The organism is Furfurilactobacillus milii, assembly GCF_009863985.1.
Lineage (GTDB): Bacteria > Bacillota > Bacilli > Lactobacillales > Lactobacillaceae > Furfurilactobacillus > Furfurilactobacillus milii_A.
In genome coordinates this window covers 1-8,147 of record NZ_WEZT01000042.1, presented here as the reverse complement: position 1 = coordinate 8,147, position 8,147 = coordinate 1, and the positions used below count along the sequence as shown (strand labels likewise).

The following is an 8,147-nucleotide window of genomic DNA, read 5'->3' as shown; positions in this document are numbered from 1 at the left end:
AATCAGAGACCACTTAAAATACTTGACTGGCAAACACCTTATCAGATCATGCTGACAAATTTGTCCAAAAATTCGGATTAAATTTGCAATCTACCAATTTCATACTGAACCCATTTTCGGTCTGCCGTTTCTTCCCCCACCAGTACAATGGTACATGAGGTATACATCATTGCGTCATCAATCCAATTTTGGATAGCCAGGTCCCCTTGACGTTTAACGGCTTCCCATTCGTTCGAATTCACTATTTTCTGTCCTTCGATGGCACCGATATTTTTTATCTGTTGAACGCGAGAGGCGTCTAGCTGATAGTGAAAACTGTAAAAAACTCTTCGTGTCATATTTATCCACCCTTCAAAGTCTGCTGATTATTTTGCTGAAACATTTTGATAGATAGCATCTAACCCTAATAAATTGGGCGTCGACCTGCAATTATCGGCTGCTATTATTAAATCTTCTGAAGCTAACTTACCAAGCTTATTCAGTTCGTCTCCTACCAGATAATTAACCTCTAATTGTTCTCTTGCATACATGGCACGATCTCTTGTCTGCATCCCTTTTTTTAACAAGAATCGATTTGGCACGATTTTATGAATGATACTTGTTGTTTTCAATTCTTCGAAAATCCATGGCGACTTAGTTTGTGACTCCTGTTGAATCGAAAGCGGCAATGAATTATCTGACTTTAAAAAAACAAAGCATTCAGATTTGTCAATCATTTCTTGAAGCGCCATTGCCAACATTAAATGTACGTGAGCTGTTGTTTCATTTCTTTCTTCATAACTATACGTCTGCGAAGATTTTTGATAACAATATTTATCATCTAATTTCCTCAAAAGTTCATCTGAGTATCCCCACACAGTTGAATCAACAAAAACCCGAAGACCAAGATATTCGTGTAACCAAACCGCAAACCGCACCGCGCTACCTTTATCCAAATGTGAGTGCGATAAAAAAACATCGTACTCACTCACTGGAAACCATTGTTGTACTAACTTTTCTGCATCAATGCTTCCACTTAAATCCTCGATATTGAAGTTTTCAGCAATATCAAGATCAACTTCGGAACGTAACAGCTGCATCTCATCTTCAAAAGCTTTTACTTTTAAACCCCAATTAATTGTCGAATCAGTTAATAAATTTTTTTCTACATCGCTAGCACTAATTTGCAAACCCCGATACATACGCTCCTCCTCTTGATTTCAATCAGTCTTACTCTCATTAACTCAATTATACTGTGTTTTTTGTGAATTTGTCATAGTACTGAGTGAAACACTAATCCCCTAACTCATTGATTCTTACCTTACTCTTTTTGAATACCCCCTCTAATGTAAAACCATAGAAAAGTATGCTTATAATACTGCGATTGCCGCAAACTGAATAACTTTTCATTTTTCTCCATTCGCCACTGTTTGCTTTCAAATACTGAATATAGCCACTTATCTTGCTAACACGTCATCATTAATCATCTACATATTCACGATGTGAGGTGAACTCAAGGAGAAACTCATACTCTATAATTCAATGCGTATACTTAAAAATAATTACTAGACTCAAACAAGACGAAATGATTCCTACTGACGAAAGCATGAAAGTCATGGAACAAGTTCTACGAAGCCTTGGCAAAGACAGCAATTCATCCCTCGCCTATCAAAAATGAGAATTTTTCTCAAAAACTTATTGACACTGTTTTACTGTTCCTCTACACTGACTTCATAAAGACAGCTTAAGAAAAGGAGTTAGTTGCGATGAGTCAAAACGTTAAGAACCAGTTGAATACTTGGCAAAGCCGGTAATCAGATTGCTTAACCACCATCTTGCATGGATGCAATCTGAAGTCAGATCACTTCGATTGTATCTGTGCCGACTAACTTTGATGTGAATTCATCACCGAGAGCGCACGGATTTCATAAAACCTGTGCGGGCTCGGTGTTTTTATTTTTTAGGGCAGCTCGCAATAATTGCGAACTGCCCTTTTTGTATCCGAGCATGAGCAATTTCGGGTTGAAGTCTAACGCCTTTCACATCAAAGTCAGTCACTATCTAGCCAGCACCACATTCTGTTTGAAAAGGAAGTTATTTCTATGAAACGCATGTATGGGCTCATTGCCATTATTCTAGTTTTTCTCGGTGTCGCCTACTTCCAGGAAAGTAAGGAACAGGCGGCCCAACAAAAAGTACCAACAGTCGGGGTATTACAGTTACTCACTCACCCTGCGCTGGACGCCATCAATCATGGGATTGATGACAGCTTGAAGGCACACGGGTACATCCCCGGCAAGACAATTCACATCGACTTTCAAAATGCCGAGGGTGATCAAAGTAACCTGCAATCCATGAGCGCCCGTTTTGTTCACGAGCACGTCAACGCCGCAGTTGGAATCGCGACTCCTTCCGCACAGGCCTTGGCCAACGCCACTAAGAAGACGCCGATTGTCTTGGGTGCCGTTACCGATCCTAAGGGCGCCAAGTTGGTTGCCAACAATAAGCGCCCCGGTGGTAACATCACTGGGGTCTCGGATCAAGCCCCACTGAAACAACAACTCGGTTTGATCAAAAAGCTGACACCAAACCTGAAAACGCTTGGCATTGTCTACACTTCCAGCGATGATTCAGCGACCGCACAATACAAGCAGTTTAAAGCACTGTGCAAGAAGGAAAATATCAAGCTCAAGGTGTACTCCATCTCTAACACCAATGATTTAAACCAAGTTTCACAGACCATGGCCGGTCAAGTTGATGCCGTTTATGTTCCAACCGATAACACGATCGCCAGCGCCATGCAGACACTGGTTACCAACACCAACGCGAAGAAGATTCCGGTCTTCCCAGCAGCTGACACGATGGTTAAACAAGGCGGTCTTGCTACCTACGCCATTAATCAGTACAAGTTAGGTCGTTTGACTGGTGACATGACTGCATCAATTCTGAAGCACAAGTCCAAGCCAGCGACGACACCAATCAAGTACGTCCGTCACGGCGACTTAACCATCAATCTTAAAACAGCCAAGCAATTAGGCATCACCATTCCAAAGTCCTACATCAAAGAAGCACAACAGAAAGGGGAACTATTCAAATGAGTTTAATCACATCAGCTATCGGACAGGGCCTACTGTGGGCCGTCCTGGGGCTTGGCCTCTTTCTTACCTTTAGAATTCTCGACTTCCCTGATATGACCGTTGAAGGTACCTTTCCACTAGGCGCCGCAACAGCCGTCGCCCTTATCTGCCGTGGCATGAATCCCCTGTTAGCAACCCTTTGCGCGTTTCTAGTCGGGATGGTCGCCGGTTTAATTACGGGATTGCTTTACACAAAGGGCCGCATTCCGATTTTATTGGCCGGAATTTTGGTCATGACGGCCGCCTATTCCGTTAATTTGCGGATAATGGGCCGCGCCAATCTCAGTTTGCTTGGCAAGTCCTCCCTATTTAAAAACGACTTTTTAGCTTCACTACCACAATACTTTGACAGTGTCTTCGTCGGTTTAGTGGTCATCATCGTTGTCACCCTACTCCTTGTTTTCTTCCTGAACACTAACCTCGGTCAAGCGTTCATCGCTACCGGTGACAATCCAACCATGGCGCGGTCCATTGGGATCAAGACAGACCGCATGACGATTATGGGATTGATGATTTCAAACGGCATGATTGCGATGGGTGGCGCCTTAGTTGCTCAAAACAACGGTTACGCGGACGTTAACATGGGCATCGGGATCATCGTTATCGCATTAGCTTCCATCATTATTGGTGAAGTGGCGTTCGGTGACCTTTCTCTGACGCAACGTTTGGTCGCGGTCACGCTAGGCAGTATCCTCTACCGCTTCGTGTTACTGATCGTCCTCCAGTTAAACTTCTCTGCCAACGACCTCAACTTGTTATCCGCCATTATCTTGGCCATCTGCCTGTTGTTGCCACGGTTCCGCAAGTTCTTCCACTTTGACCGCCTGATTGAAAGGAGTGTTCGCGATGAACGCAACAACTAATGAAACTGCTAATGAAACTGTGAACGCTGATACAGCAACAAAAACACCACTATTGGAATTGAAAGACGTCTCCACAGTGGTTAACGCACATACTGCTAATGAAACGAAAATTTTGAATGGCCTTAACCTGACTGTTTACCCCGGCGATTTCATTACCGTCTTGGGCTCTAACGGGGCCGGTAAATCCACCCTATTCAACGTTATCGGCGGCAATTTGAACGCTGACGAAGGTGATGTCTTACTGCATGGCAAGTCAATCAAACGTGAGAGTGAAGAGCAACGGACCCGTTTTCTGGCGCGAGTGTTCCAGGACCCTAAACTAGGGACTGCACCACGGATGACGGTTGCCGAAAACCTCCTGCTAGCTAGCAAACGTGGGCAACGCCGTGGACTCGTACCGCGTGGCTTACGCAAACATCTCGACGAATATAAGACCATGGCTTCTACCATGAATAACAATCTGGAAAATCGTTTGAACACTGCAACTGGCAGCCTCTCTGGTGGACAACGGCAGGCACTTAGCTTCTTGATGGCCGTTGAGAGTAAACCAGAACTACTGTTGTTAGATGAACATACAGCTGCACTGGACCCCAAGACGTCGCAACAACTCATGACGGCGACTAACGATAGAATTGCCGCCGACCACCTCACCTGCCTAATGATCACCCACCGGTTAGAGGACGCCTTGAAATACGGTAACCGTCTGATCGTTCTGAACGCTGGCAAAATTACGTTTGACGTCCGTGGTGAGGAAAAGGAAAAACTCACGAGAGAACAGTTATTTAACTTTTTTGAGGATTTGTAAAACATCACAAATAAAAACTACGATGAAAGTGAAAATTTCATCGTAGTTTTTTTGTACATTGAGTGCTCGGTGCTTATCGTCTGATGTAAATTCGTGTATCCTAGAAGCAAGTTATCAGACGAATTTTGCTAATTAATATGCGTGAATTAAACTGAGTGAATTAGACCAGTCAAATTAACCTAAGGAGCTGAACAAATGCAACCACTTGTCACCATCATCGAGCCTGTTTATAAAGCGGTCGACTACCTCGATCGCTGTGTTGCCAGTCTGTGCCGGCAAACATACGAAAACATGGAAATCTTGCTGGTCGATGATGCATCCCCTGACGAATCTGGCACCTACGCTGACTTTTGGGCTTCCGCCGATGGCCGCGTGCGTGCACTGCACCAGCCGAAAAATCAGGGTGTGTCAGCAGCCCGCAACCGTGGCTTAGACGAGGCCAATGGTGATTACGTCTGTTTCGTTGACAGTGATGATTGGTGTGAACCCGATTATATCAGTCACTTTGTCACTAATATGACTGAGCAAAAAGCGGATCTGGCATGTTGCGGGTACTTTGCCGATGGCGGTTTGATCAAAGCCACCGTCAACAAACCACTGTCCCGTCACCTCACCCAGGGCGAAATGCTACAAGACATCATCAAACCGGGTGGCGACATTCGTGGCTTTCTGTGGAACAAGTGCTATTCCATGACAATCATCCGTGAACGCCAATTGCGTTTTGACACTGAACTCTCCGTTATGGAGGATCAATTGTTCAACGTGACTTACATTCGTGATGCCAACGTCTTCTGGTACGATGCGTACCAAACGTACCATTACGTCACCCACGGCACCAGTGCTAGTCACAACCTGTCTGCCAAAACATTCGCCTCCGAAATGGCCGCGCTAGATAAAATTAGCGATGTCATTCAGGAATCGGATTTACGTTTGTCACTGCAAAAGTTGTTGGCCTCGAACCGAACTTCGTTGAACGATGCGTTTAAGAATAAAGAATAACCTATAAATAGAACATGCCACCTAACCTTTCTGACAACATGCTGTCAGCTGGTTAGGTGGCATATTATTTTTGGTATTAGAGCATAAACAGCTGTTTTAAATCATTGATAATCTCCGCCTTGTCTGTCATTGCACTAAGCTTCGTATTATCATCAAACAAAACTTTTGTTAATCGTTTATTTAGGTCAATCATCTCCTCAAGTATGTGAATAAACACTTGAACATCGTTTTTAACCGGTGCTTTCATATTCTCAAGGTCTAACTGATTCTCTGGTTCAACGATTTGCAACAAGCGAATCACATCATACAAATGTTTATTAAGATCACGATGATTAATTTGTTCACCTGCTTGATGACGTTGTTGAATATCCAAAAAGGCCTTCATTTTAAAGAGAATTAAATATTCAGGTCTCAATATTGGTTGATCCTGATTCACAATTTCAACGCCATGTTTGATTAGCTCATAGTAATTATTATCCAAAACAATGGCAGATAAAGAAGTGTAACCGAAATACGGTAAAGGAATTAAATGCGTCGGTATATGTGGATCTATAAAACTCACAGGAATTCGTGAAAATAACTCGATCATTTGGGGATCATTCGCTTGATAATCTCCGTCGCTCAGTTTATCTTTTGGCAGAGTAAAACGATAGTAGTTGGACGATCCTTCCATCTCTTTAATGCCCGTTAATTCATAATGCTTATCGGCAAGATATCGAAGCAATGTTTTAGAAAAATCGGCTGTCGTCAGTTCAAAGAAAACAACCATGTCGTAATCTCTTGTAGGACGAAATACGAAGTGCTTTTGTTCCATTATTATGGAAGCGGCCATACCGCCAATAATGACATATTGATCACGAAAATCGGCAAACGTATCGAAAAAGTCGTTTGACACCGGCATGAATTAGTCCTCCAGATGAATTGGTCGATGTAATGCTTGAGATAAAATCTTTTCTTGAGCAATGATGATTCGTTCGTCCCTCGCAACACCAATAGATAAGCTCAAATTTATCGGATCTGGAATACGAGAATTAAATCCAAATTCGCCAGAAATGGTCGTTGGGCTACAGTTCCATTTTTGGACAGCAATATTTCCAGTTGAACGAAGAACACGCATCTTTTTAAGTTCGGGTGTCATAAATTGATTAAACAAAGATGCCTCCATCGCATAGGTAGGCATTGAAGCGTCGGCTAAATCTGTGATTTTAGATAACGCCGTTAATCCGCCCCACGAAATGCCTTTTTCACCAGGTTGCAAGTGATGCTGCACATCTGTTTTTAAAACAGCCTGAATATCTCTTTCCTGAAAATAATAGGTCGCTTCAACAGGAGATACCATCAAATCAGAATATGCTGAATATAGCCCATACTCAGGCACTTCCAAAACATACTTCTTGTGCGTTTGAGCGCCATTCGATTGAATAATATTAAACTGTTCCAAGCTTTGCATTGCCCGATTAAATTTTGATCGTGTTTCAATTCCTGAAGCACGCCACAAAAGATCCATTAGCGGTGTGCCTGAAAAGAATTCAGAGGTTCTGCCATCCCCATAAATTCTACCGGATGCAACGGCATACATTAAAATTGATAGCAAAAATGAACCTGTTTTCGTTAACTTTTCTGCATCCTGTTTTTGTTTTGAGGGGAAAAAATGTGCACCTAAAAAAGGTAAAAAATACTCGCCTTCGGAACTAATAAAAGAAATTCCTTGTTGGACTAATAACCGTCGCTCAGATGCGGTTAGACCCTGACATAATAAAATCACTTGTACCTGGTTACGTTCAGCAATCAATGAAAGCTGGCTCGCTTGTTGTGATACATCAAGATTCAAGCCGCTTTTTGGTGATAAAATTGCTGCGTCAATAGATCTAGTAATTCCAAACGTTAATTCAATTTGTTCATAATCAAAAAACTTCTTTTGAATTTTACTCAAAGTTAACGCTTGGATTCTTTGCGGAATCGTAACTCGCATATTCAATTCTTTTGCTATTACTGGTAATCTATTTTGAATTTGCCATTTAATCATAAAATTCTCCTCACGTTGTAACGATCATATCACATTGTAACGGTGTATCGTTACAATTAATTCTCGATGTTACAATTGTCGTGATTACGTCTTAAACGAAGGTTTTCTAATTCAATTTCATCACCAAAAAGTAGATCCAAATTTTTGAGTAGGCAAATTCTATAATTAATCCGAACAGAAATTAAAAAGCCCAAAGCAATCACTTACAATGGTAGTAGCTAATTCCAACCAATATAGGAAGTGATTACTTTGGGTACATCTACTTTATCACGTTTTCAACGTGGCGCACTAGCACAACTGGTCAATGAGGGGAATAAATCTTACCAAGTAATGGCTGA

Annotated in this window: 8 protein-coding genes; 4 read left to right on the top strand and 4 right to left on the bottom strand. The window is 42.3% G+C overall.

Features of this window, described 5'->3' with window-relative positions; genetic code table 11:
- Positions 1-77 precede the first annotated feature (77 nt).
- Together GB992_RS11260 and GB992_RS11255 are read right to left on the bottom strand one after the other, a co-directional pair.
- Positions 78-338, bottom strand: coding sequence for a TIR domain-containing protein (locus tag GB992_RS11260; protein WP_161002527.1), 261 nt, complete (start codon positions 336-338; stop codon positions 78-80).
- A gap of 27 nt (positions 339-365) precedes the next feature.
- Positions 366-1,181 carry a toll/interleukin-1 receptor domain-containing protein gene (locus GB992_RS11255; RefSeq protein WP_161002526.1) on the bottom strand — a complete coding sequence of 272 codons (816 nt, stop codon included), beginning with the start codon at positions 1,179-1,181 and terminating at the stop codon, positions 366-368.
- Between the two features lie 900 nt (positions 1,182-2,081).
- Between GB992_RS11255 and trpX the strand changes: the two genes are divergently transcribed.
- From trpX to GB992_RS11235, 4 genes are all read left to right on the top strand, one after another.
- Complete coding sequence (trpX, locus tag GB992_RS11250) at positions 2,082-3,077, top strand: tryptophan ABC transporter substrate-binding protein (RefSeq protein WP_161002525.1); 996 nt, start codon at positions 2,082-2,084, stop codon at positions 3,075-3,077.
- On the top strand, positions 3,074-3,979 hold the full coding sequence (locus GB992_RS11245; protein ID WP_161002524.1) for an ABC transporter permease: 906 nt from the start codon (positions 3,074-3,076) through the stop codon (positions 3,977-3,979). Before trpX ends, GB992_RS11245 begins: the two co-directional genes overlap by 4 nt.
- A complete protein-coding gene (locus GB992_RS11240; protein WP_238331126.1) occupies positions 3,963-4,784 on the top strand; it encodes an ABC transporter ATP-binding protein in 822 nt (273 codons plus the stop codon). Before GB992_RS11245 ends, GB992_RS11240 begins: the two co-directional genes overlap by 17 nt.
- 195 nt (positions 4,785-4,979) lie before the next feature.
- Positions 4,980-5,783, top strand: a complete 804-nt coding sequence (locus GB992_RS11235) for a glycosyltransferase family 2 protein (RefSeq protein WP_161002523.1) — start codon at positions 4,980-4,982, stop codon at positions 5,781-5,783.
- Positions 5,784-5,859: 76 nt separating this feature from the next.
- Here GB992_RS11235 and GB992_RS11230 read toward each other — a convergent pair whose 3' ends face one another.
- Both GB992_RS11230 and GB992_RS11225 read right to left on the bottom strand, forming a co-directional pair.
- A complete protein-coding gene (locus tag GB992_RS11230; protein ID WP_161002522.1) occupies positions 5,860-6,678 on the bottom strand; it encodes a hypothetical protein in 819 nt (272 codons plus the stop codon).
- A gap of 9 nt (positions 6,679-6,687) precedes the next feature.
- Positions 6,688-7,809 (bottom strand): hypothetical protein, encoded by a 1,122-nt coding sequence (locus GB992_RS11225; RefSeq protein WP_161002521.1) that lies wholly within the window; start codon positions 7,807-7,809, stop codon positions 6,688-6,690.
- Positions 7,810-8,147: the final 338 nt, after the last annotated feature.